This window comes from Nocardioides okcheonensis, assembly GCF_020991065.1.
GTDB classification, from domain to species: domain Bacteria; phylum Actinomycetota; class Actinomycetes; order Propionibacteriales; family Nocardioidaceae; genus Nocardioides; species Nocardioides okcheonensis.
The window spans coordinates 41,071-58,704 of sequence record NZ_CP087710.1; the positions used below are offsets into that span (position 1 = coordinate 41,071).

Consider the following 17,634-nt stretch of genomic DNA (forward strand, 5'->3'; position numbering starts at 1 on the left):
TCCGTGACCACACCTGATCCGCGGGGGACGGCCGAGCGCCGTGCGCGCGACGTGATCCCGCTCCGCGAGGCCACCCGGGCCTGGTTCGCCATCTCGCTGCAGACCTTCGGCGGTCCGGCCGGCCAGATCGCGGTGATGCAGCGGGTGCTGGTGGAGGAGAAGCGGTGGATCGGCCAGCAGCGGTTCCTCTTCGCGCTGTCCTACTGCACCCTGCTGCCGGGGCCGGAGGCCCAGCAGCTCGCCACCTACGTGGGGTGGCTGCTCAACGGGGTCCGGGGCGCCCTGGTCGCGGGCGTCCTGTTCGTCCTGCCGGGCGTGGTCGCCCTGCTGGTGCTGTCGGGGATCTACGTCGCCTACGGCGACACCACGGTGGTCGAAGCCGTGTTCCTCGGGCTCGCGCCGGCGGTCGTCGCGATCGTGGCGCAGGCCGTGGTCCGGGTCGCGAGGAAGGGCCTGGGGCACCCGGCCCTGGTGGCGGTCGCCGCCGCGTCGTTCGCCGCGCTGGTGCTCTTCAGCGTCCCGTTCCCGGCCGTCGTCGCCGCGAGCGCGGTCATCGGGTGGCTGCTCGGACGCCGCGTCCCCGACCTGACCCGGCCGCCGCGGGCGGTCGCCGCCGACGGTCCGCCGCCGCTGGTCAGCGACGACCAGCTGCACTCGGAGCGTCCGTCCGGGCGCCGGGCGGCGACCACCCTCGTCGTCGGGCTGCTGCTGTGGTCGGCGCCGGTGGCGGCGGCCGCGCTGCTCGTCGGCCCGTCGAGCATCTTCGTCGACCAGGGGTTGTTCTTCTCCGGCGCCGCGGTCGTGACGTTCGGCGGGGCCTACGCCGTCCTCGCCTACGTCGCGCAGCAGGCGGTGCAGGTCTACGGCTGGCTGCTGCCCGGCGAGATGGTGCGCGGCCTCGCGCTCGCCGAGACCACTCCCGGCCCGCTGATCATGGTGGTCCAGTTCGTCGCGTTCGTCGGCGCCTACCGCGACCCGGGCGACCTCGACCCGTGGCTCGCCGCCGTCCTGGCCGCCCTCCTGACCACGTGGGTCACCTTCGTGCCGTGCTTCCTGTTCATCCTGCTCGGCGCCCCCTACGTCGAGCGGCTGCGCGGCAACCGCAGCCTGGCCGCCGCGCTGGCGGGCGTCACCGCGGCCGTCGTCGGCGTGATCGCGAGCCTGGCGCTGTTCTTCGCGCTGCACACCCTCTTCGACGCCACCGGCCGGCTGACCGCGGGCCCGCTCGACCTCGAGTACCCGCGCCTCGCCTCGCTCGACGTCCCCTCGCTCGCGCTGACCGCGCTGGCGTGCGCCCTGCTCTTCTGGCGCGGCTGGTCCGTGCTGCGGACCCTGGGGGCGTGCGCCGCCGCCGGCCTGCTCGTGGGCGTCGGGGGAGCGCTGCTCTGACCGCCCGGCGCGGTCAGCCGCCGATCCCCGGGAAGTCCGAGTCACGGTGCTCCCCGGCGGGCCGAACCCCCTCGCCGTCCTCCTCGCGCCGGCGCAGCTCGACGCGCCGGATCTTGCCCGAGACGGTCTTCGGGAGCTCACGGAACTCGAGGCGACGCACGCGCAGGTAGGGCGGCAGGTGCTCGCGTGCGTGACGCAGGACGGACTCTGCCGTCGCGGCGGTCGGTTCGTGGCCCGCCACCAGGGAGACGTACGCCTTGGGGACCGCGAGGCGAACGGGGTCGGGGGCGGGGACCACGGCCGCCTCGGCGACCGCCGGGTGCTCGAGGAGGACCGACTCGAGCTCGAAGGGACTCACCTTGTAGTCGGAGGCCTTGAAGACGTCGTCGGTGCGGCCGACGTAGGTGATGTAGCCGGCAGCGTCGCGGACCGCGACGTCGCCGGTGTGGAAGAAGCCGCCGGCCATCGCCTCGGCGTTGCGGTCCGGGTCGCCGTGGTAGCCGGTCATCAGGGTCAGCGGTCGTGCGGCGAGGTCCAGGCAGATCTCGCCCTCGCCCGGTCCGTCGACGACCTCGCCGGTGCTCGGGTCGACCAGGACGACCGGCACCCCGGGCAGCGGCCGCCCCATCGAGCCGGGCCGGATCGGCTGCCCGGGACTGTTGGCGATGGTCGCCGTCATCTCGGTCTGGCCGAACCCGTCCCGGATGGTGAGGCCCCACTGCCGCTCGACCTGGCTGATCACCTCGGGGTTGAGGGGCTCGCCGGCACCGATCGCCTCACGGAGGGCGCCGGGGCCACCGGACAGGTCCGCGTTGATGAGCATCCGCCACACCGTCGGAGGCGCGCAGAACGTCGTGACGCCCTCCGAGCGGATCAGCTCGAGGAGCGCTGCGGGGTCGAACCGTGAGTAGTTGTGGACGAAGACCGTCGCCTCGGCCAGCCAGGGCGCGAAGAAGCTCGACCAGGCGTGCTTGGCCCAGCCGGGGCTCGAGATGTTCAGGTGCACGTCGCCGGCCTGCAGGCCGAGCCAGAACATCGTCGTGAGGTGCCCGACCGGGTAGGACAGGTGGGTGTGCTCGACGAGCTTGGGCCGGCTCGTGGTGCCGGAGGTGAAGTAGAGCAGCAGGCGGTCGGTGCTGGCGTTCCCGGGGTGGGGGAGCCGCTGCGGAGCACGGTCGTAGGCGTCGGCGTAGCGGGTCCACCCCTCGCCCGACCCGCCCACGACGACGCGCACCGGGGCGCCGGGCACCTCGTCGAACTTCGCGACGTCGGCCGCGTTGCAGACCACGGCCGCCGCACGACCGCGGGCGAGACGGTCGACCAGCTCGGGGGTCCCCACCGCGGTCGTGGTGGGCATCACCACCGCTCCCAGCCGGATCAGCGCGAGCATGCTCTCCCAGAGCTCGACCTGGTTGCCGAGCATGACCACGACGCTGTCGCCGGCAGAGACGCCGAGGGAGGCGAGGTGCGCCGCCACCTGCTCGGAGCGGTGGACCAGCTCGGCGAACGAGTACGACGCACGGCTCCCGTCCTCCTCGACGATCACCAGGGCGGGGGTGTGGTTGCCGCGGGCGAAGACGTCGAACCAGTCGTGGACGAAGTTGAAGGTGGGGCCGACGTCGGGCCAGGTGAAGTGCCGGAGCGCCTCGTCGTGGTTGGCGCGGAGGTCCCGCAGGAGGTCGCGGGCAGCGGCCAGCGCTGCGGAGGGCGAGGGGGACGAGGTGGTCATGCGGGCGACTCCCGGTCGGTGGGCGGCGGTGACGTGGGCCACAGGGGCGACCGCGAGTCTCGGGTGACGTCCCGCCCGGACCTACCCCCGTCCGGGGGTAGCCTCGTGCGGTCCGTGACACTCCGCACGGACGTCGGAGGAGGCGTGGCGTGGACGGCACCGGCGCTCCCGAGGCGGCCTTGGACCGCATGCTCCCCGAACGGTTGCAGCGGCTGCGGCGGGTGACCGGGTTGCCGATCGCGTTCGGCGGGGTCACCCGTGCTGCGGCAGCCGGGCGTCCGCTCGTGCTGACTCGTCTCGCCGGTACCGCGGGCACCGGCCTGCGAGGGCTCTCGGTCCTCCCCGGGCTCGGGCTGGGCGGTCGGGTGCTGGCCAGTGCAGCCGCCCAGCGCGTGCAGCACTACGCCTCCACCACGCGCATCACGCACGACTTCGACGACGTCGTCGTGGGGGAGGAGCGGCTGACGTCCGTCGCGGCGGTGCCGGTCGTCGTGCGTGGCCGGGTGCTGGGCGTGCTCTACGGAGCGGTGCGAGGCGAGCAGGAGCTCGGCGACCGAGCGGTGCGGCTCGCCGGCATCGTGGCCGACCAGCTCGCGCAGGACGTCGAGGACTCGTTGTCGCCGGCTCCCCCCGCGCCGCTCGACCGGGCGCCGGCGGCGCTCGAGGACCTGGCGCGGTTGGTCGCGGAGACGAGCGACCCAGCGCTGCGCGAACGCCTGGCAGGGATCCACCGCGCGCTGGCCCCGGCCTCGCCCGCCCCGGACGTGGCGCTGGCTCCGAGGGAGGTCGACGTGCTCGTCCTGGTCGCCGGGGGCGCGACCAACGCCGAGGTCGCGGCCCGGCTCGGGCTCGGCGAGGAGACCGTGAAGGCCTACCTGCGCTCGGCCATGCGCAAGCTCGGCGTGCGCAACCGCACGGCCGCGGCGGATGCGGCACGCCGGGCGGGCGTCCTCCGCGGGCCTGCTTGAAATACGAAGTGCAGTGCGTGAATAATGGTGCGCAAGAGGGGAGTACCCCACTCACGTCGCATCGTCAGTTCGTCCGGCACTGACCGGTCCGGTGCGGCGGCCGCCAGGCGCGAGCCGGGTGGCGGGGGAGACCTCCGACGTCGCGCCCGGCGGGTCCGGGCGCCCACGCTGGAGGAGCTGTACGCATGGATGTCCCTCTCTGGGCCTGGGGCGCGGTGCTCGCGGTCATCGTCGTGATGCTGGCCGTCGACCTGCTCGCCCACCGCAAGGCGCACGTCGTGTCGGTCCGCGAGGCGGCGGTCTGGTCCGCGGTGTGGGTGTCCCTCGGACTCGCCTTCGGCGGCGTGGTCTGGTGGGCCTACGGCGCCCAGGCCGGCGGTGAGTACTTCGCCGGCTACCTGATCGAGAAGTCGCTCGCCGTCGACAACGTCTTCGTCTTCGCGCTGATCTTCACCTACTTCGCCGTGCCACGGGAGTACCAGCACCGGGTGCTCTTCTACGGCGTGCTCGGGGCGCTCGTGTTCCGGGCGATCTTCATCGCCGGGGGCGTGGTGCTGATCGAGAACTTCGCGTGGATCCTCTACGTGTTCGGCGCCTTCCTCGTCCTGACCGGGTGGAAGATGTTCTCCCACCGCAACGACGAGATGGACCCCTCGCGCAACCCGGTGCTGCGACTGGTGAGGCGCTGGGTGCCGAGCACCGACGAGTACGACGGCCAGAAGTTCTGGGTCAGGCGCGCGGGACGCTGGGTGGCCACCCCGCTCTTCACGGTGCTGGTCCTGGTCGAGACGACCGACATCATCTTCGCCGTCGACTCGATCCCCGCGATCTTCGCGGTGACGCAGGATCCGTTCCTGGTCTTCACCAGCAACGCGTTCGCGATCCTGGGGCTGCGGGCGATGTACTTCCTGCTCGCCGACCTGATGCACCGGTTCGTCCACCTCAAGGCGGGCCTGGCGGCGATCCTGGTCTTCGTCGGCGTCAAGATGCTCCTGCTGGACGTCTGGAAGGTGCCCATCTGGCTCTCGCTGACCGTGATCGCCACCTCGATCACCGTCGCCGTCGTGGCCAGCCTGCGGGCGACGCGCGAGCAGGCGGGCCCCCGTCACCGCGCGGACCGTGAGCGCGTGGGCTGAACGCCCGAAGTCGGAAACGCGTAACATGCTTCGTCATGACGCGGGACGACTGGACCTTCCTCACCAACCACGGCCACGTCCTGGTCGCGCTGGCCCGCGACCAGGACGCGCGCACGCGCGACGTCGCGGAGGCGGTCGGGATCACCGAGCGCGCCGTGCAGCAGATCGTCGCCGACCTCGTGTCGGAGGGCTACGTCAGCAAGGAGAAGGTCGGCCGGCGCAACCGCTACCGGGTCACCCGTGGCTCGCGGTTCCGCCACGAGCTCGAGGCCGGGGTGACGCTCGGGGCGTTCGTCGACCTCGTCGAGGAGACGAGCCGGAGGCCTTGAAAGACGAAGTGTGCTTCGTGTTTAATTGATCGCACATCAGGGGTCGGGGAGTATCCCACCTCCGGTCGTCGTCACCACGGCCCTCGGCCCGGCGACCGGGTCCCCACCGGGACGGGAGAGACCATTCCTGGTCACCATCCGGGCGACGGCGCCCGGACCGACGACAACGGTGGTGATCAGCATGGAAGACGTCCTCATCCTCCTCGCCCTGGCCGTCTGGTCGGGCCTGTGGCTGCTGCGCGAGCTCGACAGGGGAGGCGTGTCGCGCCGACACGCGTCGGGGTCCCTGCGGAGGGCCCGTCCTCGCCCGGTCGGCCCGCCGGACGACGGCCGCGACGACGGTTCGTTGCTCGACCCGGTGGGGCGGTCGACGTGAACCTGCGCAGGCTGGTCGCCGCGGGTCGGCCGGACGGGGCGTCGCTCGACGTGGCGGACCGCCAGCGCGAGGTCGCCTGGCTGTGGCCCGACGACCCGTTCGTCCGCGTCGAGGTCGTGCGGCGGTCGTCGGCCCCACGGGGACGGAGGCCGTGGTGACGGCCGGAGAGGCCCGAGCGGCGCGACGCGTCCCCACGGGCGAGCTGACACCTGCCGCGGTCGCGCAGCTCACGGCCGCGGCGGTCGGTCCGTGCATCTCCGTGGTGATGTCGACGTTCCCTGCGCCGCGCATGACCCGGACCGACCGGAGCCGCCTGGACCGCATGGTGCGGGACGTCGAGCGCCGGGTGCGCACTGACGCCGTCGAGGGTGGGGAGCGGCTGGTGCGCGAGCTGCGTCGCCAGGTGGGCGTGGCAGTCGGGTGCCGGACCGAGCACGCGCTCGGGATCTTCGTCAGCCGCCAGGTGTCGCGCATGTGGGCCCTGCCCGTCACCGTCCACGACAAGGCCGTGGTCGAGCCGACCTTCGCCACGAGGGACCTGTTCCGGGCGATGCACCGCACGCCGCCCCACGTCGTGGTGCGCGTCGACGACTTCGGGGCGCGGGTGTTCCGGGTGTCGGGACGCGTCACGCTGCTCGAGTCCGTCGAGTGGGCGCCCGTCGGCAGCACCCGCGCCGTGGTGCCGACGGGCAGCGAGCCCGAGGCACGCCTCGAGGACCGCGGCGAGCTGCTCGAGCGGATCGAGACGGCGGTCCGCCGCACCTGCGAGGAGCACCCGGCGCCTCTGGTCCTGGCGGGGGACGACGGGGACCTGCTGGCGGGCCTGGAGGTCGCGACGCGAGGCTGGCACCGCTTCGCGGGCGTTGTCCGCGGCGCGGACACGGGAACGCCGGAGGGGCTGTTCACCGTCAGCGCCCTGTGCGTGCAGGACTACCTGCACCGCCGCGGCACCCGGACGCTCGATGCTCTCCTCGCCGCTGCCGAGCTCGAGCCCGCACGGGTGGTGGCGGGACTGGATGCGTGCCGTGCGGCCGTGGCCGACCGGGTCCCGGGCACCCTCCTCGTCGAGCAGGGCTACGTCCACCCCGGCTCGCGCGGCGACGCCGGGGAGGCGTGCCACGACCTCGTCGACGACCTGATCGAGGACGCCGTCGCTGCGGGCGAGCTCGTCGCCTTCGTCGAGGACGCAGAGCTGCACGAGTTCGGAGGTGTCGCGCTGCTGCGCGAGCCGGCGCACCCGCGCTGACGTCGGTCACCCGCCCTCAACAGCCCGCCTCGGTGAAACGGCACATCGCGGCCAGGACGCCGCCGGCGTCCTGCGCCATCAGGGCGGCCTGCTCGCGGGTGGACCCCTCGAGGTCCGCGGCGTAGCCCTCGCCGGAGACCACGTCCATCAGCACCGCGCGGCCCAGCCGGGCGACCTGGACCACGGTGAGGCCGATCGGGCCCCCGCTGCCCTGCCCGACCGCGAACGACTGCCCGGCGACGCTCGTGTCGAGGACGGTGCGCGGCGCAGTCGGCTCCGAGGGGCACGCGGCGAAGAAGGCTTGCGCGTCGCCGACGAACGCCACCGCCTGGTCGGCATCGGCGAAGGTGAGCAGCTGGCGCGCCCGGAAGTCCTCGACGTTGAGCCAGGCCCCGCGCAGCCGGCCGGTCACCGCGGTGACGGGCAGTGGGTCCCCGCAGGGCGCGAAGTCGAGCTCGGGCCGGTCGAGCGTCGGGCTCGGCCCCTGGCGGCCCAGCTGCTCACCCGGCTCGGCGGCGCTGTCGTCGGGATAGCCGTCGAGCAGGGGGAAGTCGGCCGGGACGTCGCCGAGCACAGCGGGGTCGGCCGAGCCGCTGGGGGTCGGGTCGCCGGTGGGGCTCGGCGTGGAGTCGGGCGTGGGACCGGGGGTGTGGGAGGACTGCGGCGGCGTGGTCGGCGTGGTCGGCGCGGGTGCCGGCTGGACCGAGTCGCCGTCCGGGCCGAGGAGCACGACGGCCGGGACCACGAGTGCGGCCGCGGCCACCGCGGCCCCGGCCGCGGCGATCGTGCGGTCGCGCCGACGCCGGCGGTCCCCGCGTCGCCGCAGCTCGGCTCCGGTGGTCCCGGACGACGGCAGGTCGCGGTCGAAGGTCCGCAGCAGGTCGAGGGGGTCAGGCATGGTGGAGACCTCCGGTCAGCTCGGGGCCAGCGTCGTGCTGGGGGTCGGCGAGGAGCACGGCGAGCGCGGCGCGTCCTCGGCTCAGCCTCGCCTTGACGGTGCCCTCCGCGACGCCGAGCTCGGCGGCGACGTCGCGCACGGACAGGTCGGCGACGTAGTGCAGGACGAGGGCCCGGCGCTGGGCGTCGGGGAGCTGGCGCAGGGCGTCGACGAGGGTGACGTGGTCGGCGTCCGGTGAGGCGGTGACGACCGGCCGCGCGAGCGCCCGGTCCGCGGGACGCCGGCTGCGCACCACGCGCCGCCAGCGGCTGATCGCCAGTCGGTGGGCGGTGGTGCGGATCCAGGCCTCGGGGTGCTCGGCGCGTCGGAGCTGCTCGCGCCGCGCCCACGCGCGTTCGAAGGCCTCCTGCACGCACTCCTGCGCCTCGTCCCAGCTGCCGGTCATCGCGTAGACCTGCGCGGTCAGTCGGCGGTGCGACGCCTCGTAGAGCTCGTCGAACTCGTCCGGGTCCATCAGCACACCTCCTCCTCCGGATGGGGCTCGTCGACCAGTTCTACGCCCGGGGCGGCGGGGAGGTTGCACGGCGCGCGCCACCGGTCGGGACCGGGACCAGTGGTCCCGGACCGGATGGCCCCATGGGGTCGACCTGTCGGGCCGATGGTCCCGCGTCGGCCCGACGCGCCCTCGCAGGGCGCCGGCACGGCCTACCGTCGAGGTGCGCACACGAGGTCCCGCACGGGGACCGCCGACACACGGGGACAGCAGGGGTCATGGCACAGGTACTGGTCGTCGACGACGAGGACGACATCCGCGAGATCGTCGCCATGCGGGTCCGGCGGGCCGGGCACGAGCCGCGCGACTTCGCCGACCCGCGGGCCGCGCTGGCCCAGGCGGGCGAGGAGCCCTACCAGCTCGCCCTGCTCGACTGGAGCATGCCGTTCATGGACGGCGGCGAGCTCTGCACCCGGCTGCGGGACCTGCCCCACCTCGCCCACATCCCGATCGTCATCGTCACGGCGTTCACCGACGACGACACCAAGTCGCGCGCGATGGCGGCCGGTGCCACCGGCTTCCTGGCCAAGCCGTTCCGGCTCGCCGACCTCGACCAGTTCGTCACCGACAGCCTCGGTCCGTCGGTCCCGCGCGCGCGGCCCGCCCCGGCCTGATCCGCCGCCGAGGTGGTGGCCACGCTCCGAGTGGTCGCCGACGGATGACACCGACGGGCGATCCGGACCGCCCGATCGAGTGGTGCGCACAGGACCTTCGACCATGGCGGTCGAGACCCCCGCGGCCCTACGTTCCGGCTGGAGCGGGGTGGAACGGAGCGACGGGAGAACAGGTGGGCATCGGGCAGGACGAGCAGGCGGCGCTGCCGCGAGCGTGGGAGCCGGTGCTGTCGCCTGCCGTGCGGGCCGCCGCGTGGGCCACCGTCAACGCCGCGGCGATCGTGGCCGGGTGGGTCACCACGGTCCCCGGGAGCGGACGCGTCCTGTTCTGGCCGGCCGCCGGGATCGCCGCGCTGTGGCTCCAGGGCACCTCTCGACGCGACCTCGCGCCGAACGTGGCCCTGCTGCTGGCCACCACCACCTGCGTGAACCTCCTCATCGGCCTGCCGCCCGGGCCCGCGACGACGTACGCGCTCGCCAACGCCGTGATGGCCTGCACCGCCCGATGGGTGCTGGTCCGCCACGCGGCGCCCGAGCACGGCAGCCCCGACCTCGGCGAGCCGGTGATGGGGTCGACGCGCGGCGTCGCCGCCCTCGCCCGCGCAGCCGTGACCGCGGCCGTCGTGGGCGCGCCGCTCGGCCTGCTGGCGACGTACCTCCTCACCGGGCAGGCCTCCGCCTTCACCGTCCTCGCCTGGGTCGTGCGCAGCACGACGGGTGTCTTCGTCGTCGCGGGCCTGGGACTCGCCGTCGTGGCCACCCACCACGAGCGGCGTCGGGGTGTCGCGTGGTCGGACCTGGTCGTCAACGAGCGTCGCCCCGACTGGCTCGCCGAGCTCGCCGCCACCGCCGTGGTGACGGTGGTCGCGATCCTCCTCGTGTTCGACGGCCCGCGCGGGATGTCCCTCGCGTTCCTCCTCGTCGCGGTCAGCGCCTACGTCGGCTTCCGGTTCTCACCCGTCGTCGCCGCCGTCTACATCACCACGGCCGGGAGCGCCGCGATCCTCGCCACCCTGGCCGACCGCGGACCGTTCAGCTCGATCGCCGACCCCGAGGTGCGCGCCCTGGTCGTCCGGGTCTTCGTCCTCGTCCAGACCGCGATCAGCCTGACCCTGTCGTGGGCCATCCGCGAGCGGCACGAGCTCACGCTCGAGCTCCGCGCCGCGCGCCAGGAGGCCGACGAGCGCGCCCAGCTGCTCGACGCCGTCACCGACCGGTTGCACGACGGTGTCGCCGTGATCGACGACCGGGGCCGGATCCTCGTGCGCAACACCGCCGCCGCGAGGCTGGTGCCCGGGCCCGGCGAGCAGATCACCGACGAGGACCACCCGGCCCGCTACGGGGTGCACCGCGCGGACGGCGAGCCGATGGACCTCGCCACCATGCCGCACGCCGTGGCCCTGAGCACGGGGGAGACCGCCTCCGCGGCCTTCGTGGTGCGTCGCGACGACGGGACCGCGGCCCGGCCCGGCTGCGCTGCGGGCGATGGCGCCGGGGGAGCCGAGGGCCGGCGGACGGGGTCGTCGGACACGTACGTGAGCGTGCGGGCCGACCCGCTCGACCTCGTCGGCCTGCACGACCGGCGCGTCGCGGTCGTGTCGATGCGTGACGACACCGCGCACCACCAGCGCGTGCGGGACCTCGAGACGTTCACCGGCGCGGTCGCCCACGACCTGCGCAACCCGCTGGCCGCGATGACGACGTGGCTCGACGTGCTCACCGAGCACCTCGCGGACCGGGGCGTCCACGACGACGAGACGATCGAGGCGCTGGGCCGCATCAGCGCCACGGGCGACCGGATGGGTCGCCTCATCGGTGACCTCCTCGCCTACGCCACGGCCAGCAGCGCCCCCCTCGACCTGCAGGCCGTCGACCTCGGGCGCCTCGTCGACGACGTCGCGGAGGAGGTCGTCGCGGCCAGCGGCCGCGACCCCGTCGTCACCTTCGCCGGCCACCGCGAGGTCGTGGCCGACCCGGTCCTGGCGAGGCAGGTCTTCGCCAACGTGGTCGGCAACGCCGTGAAGTACACCGCCGACGGCGTCCGGCCCGTCGTGCAGGTCACGTCCAGCCGCGACCCCCGGCGCGGCGTCACGGTCGTGGAGGTCACCGACAACGGCGTCGGCGTGCCCGAGGAGATGCGGTCCACCGTCTTCGACGGCTTCACCCGGGTGCGGGCGACGGCCCGGTCCCGCTCGGGGGCGGGCCTCGGGCTGGCCATCTGCGCGCGTGCCGTCGACCGGCACGGCGGCACCATCGAGCTCGGCCCGGGCCCCACCGGTCACGGCTCGACCGTCACCGTCACGTTCCCGTTCCGCCCGGGGCCGCACTGACGCTGCGGCACCGGCGCGCCTCCCTGACCCGGCCACCTCCGTTCCTACGCTGAGAGCACGCTCGGCCAGGGGAGGACGAGATGGTGCACGACGGCCCGCCACGTCGCTCCCTCGTGCCGACCGCCCTGGTCCTCGTGGCGGCGGTCGTGGCCGGCACGTGCGGACTGCCGGGCGGGTCGTACGACCCGGCGCGGGTCCCGGCCGTGCTGGCAGCGGGTCCGCCTGCTCCATCGGAGGCGTCGGCCGCGTCGGTGGCGGAGGCGTCCGTCGGGGAGGACGTGGTGCGGACCGAGGAGGAGCTCCGCGCCGCCTGGACCGACCCCCTGCGCCGGCGCATCGACCTGGGCGCCGACATCCTGCTGCGCAACTGCGGGGTCGGCGACCCGATCCGCGAGTCGCCGTACCCGCTGGTGCTCGACGGCCACGACCACGTGCTGCAGCAGACCTGCTTCGAGAAGCGGCTGCTGCGCCAGGACGGCACCGGCTACCTCGACATCCGGCGGGTCACCCTCACCCGCGGCGGGGCGGACGGCCCCGGCGCCGCGCTGACGTCGCGCGGCGAGGTGATGCTGCGAGGCGTCGTGGTGTTCCAGAACCTGGCCGAGGAGCCGGGCGGCGGGGTCTTCTCCATGCGGCGGATCACCGTCCACCGCTCCCGGATCACCGGCAACCTGGCCAACGACGACGGCGGCGGGCTCTACGCGCGCCGCGGGGGTGTCCAGGTCTACGACTCGATCCTCGGCAACAACCTGGTCGACGGGTCCGGCGGCGCCATCGGGTCGACCGGCGACATCCTCGTCGTGCGCTCGGAGATCGACGGCAACACCACCGACGGCGACGGCGGTGCCCTCTACGCCGACGAGGACGGCGACGTGACGGTGATCGGCTCCCACATCGACGGCAGCGCCGCGGACGGGCCGGGTGGGGCCATCTTCACCCTCGACGGGGACGTGGCGGTCTACGGCTCGACCCTGATCGGCAACCGCGCCGACGACCGGGGCGGCGCCATCTCGGGCGAGGACGACGTGCTCGTGGTGAACTCGACGGTCGCGCGCAACCTCGCCGTCGCCCACCCGGGCGGTGGGCTGTGGTCGCGCGGCGACATGGTGCTCGTCAACGCCACCGTGGCCAGCAACTACGCCGAGGGGGAGGGCGGCGGGCTGCTGGCGGCGGGCTCGCTCGACCTCGTCCACTCCACCGTCGTCGCCAACATCGCGTCGGTGGGCGGCGAGCTCGGGGCCGGCGGCCCGTTCACCAGCTTCGCCTCGATCGTCGGCCCGCCGGTCGTGGAGGGGGTGACCGGAGACACCATCCCGACCCGCCGCAGCTGCCGGGTCTACGCGGGGGACTCGCGCGGCTTCAACTTCGTCAGCGACGACACCTGCCGCCTCGACCACCCCACCGACCTCCGCGGCGAGGACCCGCTGCTGAGGCCGCTCGAGGACGACCCGCGCGGCTTCGTGCTCGTGCCCCGACGGGACAGCCCGGTGCGCCGCGCCGTGCCGCGCACCCACTGCACCGGTCGTCCGTCCGTGCTGCCCCGCCCGGTCCCGGCCGGCCAGCTGCTGGCGGGCTACGTGTCGTGGCGGGAGGTGCTCGCGCACGACGCGCAGGGCCGCCCGCGAGACACCCGGGCACGCTGCGACATCGGCGCCGCGCAGAGCGGCCGCACGGGCCGCGACGCCCGCACCGGGCCGCGGTCGAGCGTCCCTCCCGAACCGGCACTGACGGGCGCGTGGCCGCCGCCGACCGGTTCCCGACCGCACGCGGCGGTCCCGGACCCGGCCGTCCGGTCCCGGTCGCTGCGCGGCCGGCTGGCTCGGCTCGACCACCTGCTCGCAGACCTCCGGGCCCGCGCCGGGCGCTTCGCCGAGACCAGGGGGTGCCTCACCGGCGTCCGGGTGGTCCGGCGGGGTGACCCGCGGCACCGCTGGGGCTACCGCTACGACGAGCGCGACTTCACCGGCGTCGACCTGCGGCCCGCACTCGCGGTCGCCCGCCGCGGCAGGGCCGACTGGCGCCTGCTCGACCTCGCGACCTCACCGCAGTGCCTGTCGCGGGCGCCCGACCCCAACGGCACCGGCGCCGAGCCGCGTCAGGCGTCGCCGGACGCCGCCCCGGACCGGACGCCGCCGCCCGCCCTCGGGCCGTGGCTCGCCGCTCTCGAGGCGACCGCCGTCGACGTCCGCCGCCGCGCGCAGCGGTTCGACCGGTGGGAGTCGTGCCTGGTCGGCGTGCCGGTCACCGAGGCGGGGTCGGGCTGGCAGCGGCTGGGCTACCTCACCGGTGGGCGCGGCGCGAAGCGTCCTGGCCACCGGGCCGCGATCGACCTCGACACCAGCGCGTGGGACGACCCGGACTACCAGCTCCTCGCCCTCGCCGGCCGGCGCGGCCGCGCGGGCTGCGGCGCGGACCCGGGCGAGGGGGTCGACCGGGCCGGCCGGGGCGACCTGCGGGACCGGGTCGCGGCGCTGGAGGAGGACGTCGAGGACCTGGCGGAGCCGGTCGCCGAGATCGACCGGTTCGACGAGTGCGTCTACACCGTGGGTGCCCGTCAGGTCGGCGGCTACGTCTACGAGGACCGCCGCGGTCGTCTCTCGCGGACCGGCGCCCTCGCGTTCGCCCTCCGCGGACCCGCGATCGCCGACCTGCAGCTGCTCGCCGTCTCCGGCGAGGAGCCACCGCAGATCGAGTGCAACGAGGACGCCGGGGGCCTGGACACCGACGAGTGAGCCAGGACACACGGTGAGGAGCATGCCGCACGCACCGACGGGGTACAGGGCGGGCAGGTCGCTCCGTCAAGCACGCGGCTGATCGACCAGGACCCGGACGCCTGGCCGGCGGGCGTCCGGGTCTGCCAACGCACGAGGACGCTCACGTGCGGGCGAGGGGTGCGGCACACGCCGACACCCGCTGGGCGCACCCGAGGTCGCCGCACGCTCCCTTCGGGCACGAGTCGTACGGGCGCACGAAGGCCCGGAGCAGCGGTCGCCTGAGCCACGGGAGGTCCGGGGCGGTCCCGTCCGCCGCGGGCGGGCTCAGCAGCACCGTGACGAGTGAGTCCAGCTCGGCCAACGAGAACGGCTTGGGCAGGAAGGCGTTGACCCCGGCCGCGAGGGCCCGCTCCCGGGTGTCGCCGTCGCTGAACGCGCTGGCGACGATGACGGGGACGTCGGCGAGGTGGGGCAGCATCCGGACACGTGCGCACAGCTCCCCGCCGTTGAGGTGGGGCATGTTCCAGTCGAGCACGACCAGGTCGACGGGCGCCGTCGTGACGAACGGCAGGACCTGACGAGGGTCGCCGAGCGCGTGCACCCGGTGACCCGAGCGCCGCAGCTTGAGCGCGACGACCTCCCGGACGTCGTCGTCGTCGTCCACGACCAGCAGATCCGCCATGTCCTCCCTCGTTCCCCACGCTGGCCGGTCGCACGCGCGGCCGACGGGAGTCCCGAGCCTCGGACCGAATCTAGCCGCGTACCTGGCCCGCGGCAGCCGGACGCAGCACCGCCGGGACCGTCGGCGGGGGAGATCAGGACCAACGTCCCGGGCGACGTGCACGGGTGGAGGCGACCGCGTGACCCTCGCCGAGCCGCGTCGTGCCATAGTCGACGTCGGGCTTGGCGCGGAGCCTCTCGACCGAGGACGGAGGCCCGATGGCCCACCACGAGACCGACCGGTACGTCCGTGTCCGCGGCGCGTCCGAGCACAACCTGCGCGAGGTCGACGTCGACGTCCCGCGCGACTCGATCGTCGTCTTCACGGGGGTCTCGGGGTCGGGCAAGTCGTCCCTGGCGTTCGACACGATCTACGCCGAGGCGCAGCGCCGCTACTTCGAGTCCGTCGCGCCCTACGCGCGCCGGCTGCTCCAGCAGGTCGACACGCCCCACGTGCACGAGATCACCGGACTGCCCCCGGCCGTCGCGCTGCGCCAGCAGCGGGGCGGGGTGAGCTCGCGCTCCACCGTCGGGACCCTCACCACCCTGTCCAACCTGTTGCGGATGCTGCTCTCGCGGGCCGGCACCTACCCCGACGGCGCGGAGCGGCTCTCGGCCGAGGCGTTCTCGCCCAACACCGTCGTGGGCGCGTGCCCCGTGTGCCACGGCCTCGGCGTGGTGCACGACGTGGCCGAGGACCTGCTGGTGCCCGACACCTCGCTCACCATCCGGGAGGGAGCGATCGCGGCCTGGCCGGGCGCGTGGCAGGGACACAACCTGCGCCGGGTCACCCACCGCCTGGGCATCGACGTCGACACCCCGTGGCAGGACCTCGCGGAGGCCGACCGGCAGTGGCTGCTGTTCACCGACGAGCGGCCGGCGGTGCTGATCCGGCCGGCGGACAAGGACGGCGGCGGCGGACGCGACTACATGGGCACCTTCCGCAGCGCGCGGGCCCACGTCCACCACGTGCTCGCGACGTCGTCGAGCGAGAAGGCGCGCCGCGACATGGAGCGCTTCATGCGCAGCACGCCCTGCGAGGCGTGCGGGGGTGCGGGGCTGCGTCCGGAGGCGCTGGCGGTGACGTTCGACGGTCGCACCATCCGCGAGCTCAGCTGCTCGACCATCGTCGAGCTCGAGCAGGTCCTGCGCTCGCGCGCGCACGGCGACGACGTCGCGGCGCGCCTGTGCGCCGACATGGCCGGCCGGCTCGAGGTGCTGGTGCGCCTCGGCCTCGGCTACCTCTCCCTCGACCGTCCCTCCACGACGCTGTCGTCGGGCGAGGCCCAGCGGCTGCGGATCGCGACCCAGCTGCGCGCGGGCCTGTTCGGGGTGGCGTACGTCCTCGACGAGCCGTCCGCCGGCCTCCACCCCGCCGAGGCCGAGCCGCTGCTCGACGTCCTCGAGCAGCTGAAGGCCGGCGGCAACTCGGTCCTCGTGGTCGAGCACAACCTCGACGTGATCCGGCGGGCCGACTGGATCGTCGAGATCGGGCCCGGCGCGGGCGCGGCGGGCGGCCGCGTGGTCCACAGCGGCCCGCTCGCGGGGCTCGAGGGGGTCGAGGGCTCGGCGACCGCGCCGTTCCTCTTCGGCGGCGCACGGCCCGACGGCCACGCGACCCGGACGCCGTCGCGCTGGTTCGAGGCCGACGACGTCGCCGTGCACAACCTCCAGCACCTCGACGTCCGCGTCCCGCTGGACGCGCTCACCGTCGTCACCGGCCTCTCGGGGGCCGGCAAGTCCACCCTGCTCCACGGCGTGCTCGGGCGCTCCGTCCGTGACCTGCTCGACGGCCACGCAGGGGAGGCGGCGGAGATCGGCGAGGTGCGCGGTGCCGAGCAGGTCGACCGGCTCGTCGTCGTCGACCAGCGGCCCATCGGCCGTACGCCCCGCTCCAACGTGGCGACCTACGTCGGCCTCTTCGACACCGTCCGGAAGCTCTTCGCGGAGACTCCCGAGGCGCGCCGGCGTGGCTACGGCGCCGGCCGGTTCTCGCCCAACGTGGCGGGCGGGCGCTGCGAGGTCTGCCGCGGCGAGGGCGTGCAGAACGTCGAGCTGCTGTTCCTGCCCGGCGTCACCACGCCGTGCTCGGCGTGCCAGGGGCGCAGGTTCAACGACGAGACGCTGGAGATCACCTACCGCGGCCACACCGTGGCCGACGTGCTGGCCCTGTCGGTCGACCGGGCGCTGGAGGTCTTCGACGAGGTCCCCGCCGTGGCGCGACGGCTCCGGGCGCTGTGCGACGTGCGTCTGGGCTACGTCCGGCTGGGCCAGACCGCGATGGAGGTCAGCGGTGGGGAGGCGCAGCGGATCAAGCTCGCCAGTGAGCTCCAGCGCGCCGACCGGGGCCACGGGCTCTACCTCCTCGACGAGCCGACGACCGGCCTGCACGCCTCCGACGTCGCGGTCCTCGCCGGCCTGCTGCACCGCCTCGTCGACTCGGGCAACACCGTGGTGGTGGTCGAGCACGACCTCTCGGTCGTGGCCGGCGCGGACTGGGTGATCGACCTGGGCCCGGCCGGGGGCGACCAGGGCGGACGGGTCGTCGCGACCGGGACGCCGCAGGACGTCGCGCGCTCCGGCACGGGCGCGACGGCGGAGCACCTGCGCCGCCACCTCGACGCCTGAGCAC

16 protein-coding genes are annotated in these 17,634 nt (G+C 74.5%); 11 read left to right on the top strand and 5 right to left on the bottom strand.

Going from position 1 to position 17,634, the window contains the following annotated elements; all coding sequences use genetic code 11:
• The first annotated feature begins 3 nt into the window (after window positions 1-3).
• Window positions 4-1,389 (top strand): chromate efflux transporter, encoded by a 1,386-nt coding sequence (gene chrA, locus LN652_RS00170; RefSeq protein ID WP_230442707.1) that lies wholly within the window; start codon window positions 4-6, stop codon window positions 1,387-1,389.
• Between the two features lie 13 nt (window positions 1,390-1,402).
• On the opposite strand, the gene LN652_RS00175 is transcribed toward chrA, so the two are convergent.
• Complete coding sequence (locus tag LN652_RS00175; RefSeq protein ID WP_230442708.1) at window positions 1,403-3,118, bottom strand: AMP-binding protein; 1,716 nt, start codon at window positions 3,116-3,118, stop codon at window positions 1,403-1,405.
• A gap of 149 nt (window positions 3,119-3,267) precedes the next feature.
• Between LN652_RS00175 and LN652_RS00180 the strand changes: the two genes are divergently transcribed.
• The 3 genes from LN652_RS00180 to LN652_RS00190 all read left to right on the top strand — a co-directional run bounded on the left by LN652_RS00180 (window position 3,268) and on the right by LN652_RS00190 (window position 5,551).
• A complete protein-coding gene (locus LN652_RS00180; RefSeq protein WP_230442709.1) occupies window positions 3,268-4,086 on the top strand; it encodes a helix-turn-helix transcriptional regulator in 819 nt (272 codons plus the stop codon).
• A gap of 185 nt (window positions 4,087-4,271) precedes the next feature.
• Window positions 4,272-5,222 (top strand): TerC family protein, encoded by a 951-nt coding sequence (locus LN652_RS00185; RefSeq protein ID WP_230442710.1) that lies wholly within the window; start codon window positions 4,272-4,274, stop codon window positions 5,220-5,222.
• A gap of 35 nt (window positions 5,223-5,257) precedes the next feature.
• Window positions 5,258-5,551: a helix-turn-helix transcriptional regulator gene (locus LN652_RS00190; RefSeq protein WP_230442711.1), complete on the top strand. Its 294-nt coding sequence runs from the start codon at window positions 5,258-5,260 to the stop codon at window positions 5,549-5,551.
• Window positions 5,552-5,587: 36 nt separating this feature from the next.
• On the opposite strand, the gene LN652_RS00195 is transcribed toward LN652_RS00190, so the two are convergent.
• Window positions 5,588-5,734, bottom strand: coding sequence for a hypothetical protein (locus LN652_RS00195; RefSeq protein ID WP_230442712.1), 147 nt, complete (start codon window positions 5,732-5,734; stop codon window positions 5,588-5,590).
• Here LN652_RS00195 and LN652_RS00200 point away from each other — a divergent pair.
• The 3 genes from LN652_RS00200 (at window position 5,733) to LN652_RS00210 (ending at window position 7,173) form a co-directional block, all read left to right on the top strand.
• Window positions 5,733-5,927 carry a hypothetical protein gene (locus LN652_RS00200; protein WP_230442713.1) on the top strand — a complete coding sequence of 65 codons (195 nt, stop codon included), beginning with the start codon at window positions 5,733-5,735 and terminating at the stop codon, window positions 5,925-5,927. The two genes, LN652_RS00195 and LN652_RS00200, sit on opposite strands and share 2 nt — an antisense overlap.
• Entirely contained in the window at window positions 5,924-6,085 is a 162-nt protein-coding gene (locus LN652_RS00205) for a hypothetical protein (protein ID WP_230442714.1), read from the top strand. The genes LN652_RS00200 and LN652_RS00205 overlap by 4 nt, the downstream gene beginning before the upstream one ends.
• 131 nt (window positions 6,086-6,216) lie before the next feature.
• A complete protein-coding gene (locus tag LN652_RS00210) occupies window positions 6,217-7,173 on the top strand; it encodes a hypothetical protein (protein WP_230442715.1) in 957 nt (318 codons plus the stop codon).
• A 16-nt stretch (window positions 7,174-7,189) separates the two neighbouring features.
• Here the strand turns inward: LN652_RS00210 and LN652_RS00215 are convergent, their stop codons facing one another.
• The gene (locus tag LN652_RS00215; RefSeq protein WP_230442716.1) at window positions 7,190-8,071 is read right to left on the bottom strand and encodes a hypothetical protein; all 882 of its coding nucleotides are present in this window, start codon (window positions 8,069-8,071) and stop codon (window positions 7,190-7,192) included.
• Complete coding sequence (locus tag LN652_RS00220) at window positions 8,064-8,585, bottom strand: RNA polymerase sigma factor (protein WP_230442717.1); 522 nt, start codon at window positions 8,583-8,585, stop codon at window positions 8,064-8,066. The genes LN652_RS00215 and LN652_RS00220 overlap by 8 nt, the downstream gene beginning before the upstream one ends.
• Before the next feature lie 257 nt (window positions 8,586-8,842).
• Between LN652_RS00220 and LN652_RS00225 the strand changes: the two genes are divergently transcribed.
• The 3 genes from LN652_RS00225 to LN652_RS00235 all read left to right on the top strand — a co-directional run bounded on the left by LN652_RS00225 (window position 8,843) and on the right by LN652_RS00235 (window position 14,300).
• Window positions 8,843-9,238: a response regulator gene (locus LN652_RS00225; RefSeq protein WP_230442718.1), complete on the top strand. Its 396-nt coding sequence runs from the start codon at window positions 8,843-8,845 to the stop codon at window positions 9,236-9,238.
• A gap of 173 nt (window positions 9,239-9,411) precedes the next feature.
• On the top strand, window positions 9,412-11,568 hold the full coding sequence (locus LN652_RS00230) for an ATP-binding protein (RefSeq protein ID WP_230442719.1): 2,157 nt from the start codon (window positions 9,412-9,414) through the stop codon (window positions 11,566-11,568).
• 80 nt (window positions 11,569-11,648) lie between these two features.
• Complete coding sequence (locus LN652_RS00235) at window positions 11,649-14,300, top strand: hypothetical protein (protein WP_230442720.1); 2,652 nt, start codon at window positions 11,649-11,651, stop codon at window positions 14,298-14,300.
• 142 nt (window positions 14,301-14,442) lie between these two features.
• Here LN652_RS00235 and LN652_RS00240 read toward each other — a convergent pair whose 3' ends face one another.
• Window positions 14,443-14,964, bottom strand: coding sequence for a response regulator (locus LN652_RS00240; RefSeq protein ID WP_230442721.1), 522 nt, complete (start codon window positions 14,962-14,964; stop codon window positions 14,443-14,445).
• Window positions 14,965-15,221: 257 nt separating this feature from the next.
• Between LN652_RS00240 and LN652_RS00245 the strand changes: the two genes are divergently transcribed.
• Window positions 15,222-17,630 (top strand): excinuclease ABC subunit UvrA, encoded by a 2,409-nt coding sequence (locus LN652_RS00245; protein WP_230442722.1) that lies wholly within the window; start codon window positions 15,222-15,224, stop codon window positions 17,628-17,630.
• Window positions 17,631-17,634: the final 4 nt, after the last annotated feature.